The sequence below is a fragment of the Dellaglioa sp. CoH-57-MRSF-21 genome (assembly GCF_056781915.1).
Genome location: NZ_JBXAXU010000069.1, coordinates 1 through 422, shown reverse-complemented (window position 1 = coordinate 422; position 422 = coordinate 1). Strand labels below are relative to the sequence as shown.

The 422-nt window shown below is 62.6% G+C and carries 1 protein-coding gene; it reads right to left on the bottom strand.

Annotation, left to right across the window (positions count from 1 at the left end):
- Positions 1–64: 64 nt before the first annotated feature.
- On the bottom strand, positions 65–422 hold a 358-nt coding region (locus AC1RPQ_RS07970), incomplete at its 5' end, for a hypothetical protein (RefSeq protein ID WP_481762259.1).

Sequence of the window (422 nt, the reverse complement as noted above, 5' to 3'; positions counted from 1 at the left end):
CGCATGATCGGGGGCCGTAATCAGGGGAAAGCCCGTAAGCTTTCCCCGTGCGGCGCGCGGAGCGTCAGACATTATCCGGAATCGCGCGAAGATTTGCGGCCAGCGCTTCCAGCTTGTCCGCCTCGTTTGCCATGTGCTCACGAATCGAGACAGCGCGCATCGTACGGTCGGCCCCGTCCTTCGTGACACGTGCCAGCGCTTTCGCCTGTGCGCGGCTAAACGTCGGGGCCGTGCCAATGGGGCACACGCGCGGGTTCGTGTATGCGTTGCCGTCGAAGTCATAGCAGAGGGTGCCGGCTTCGCCCACAACAAAGTAAGCTTCGTTATCCAGAATGCCCGCGAGCCGTGCACGCAGTTCGGCGGCGCGTGCTTCAAAGTCAGCGATGGTCTGTGCGCGGAGTGCGTTGATTTGCTGAGCGTTC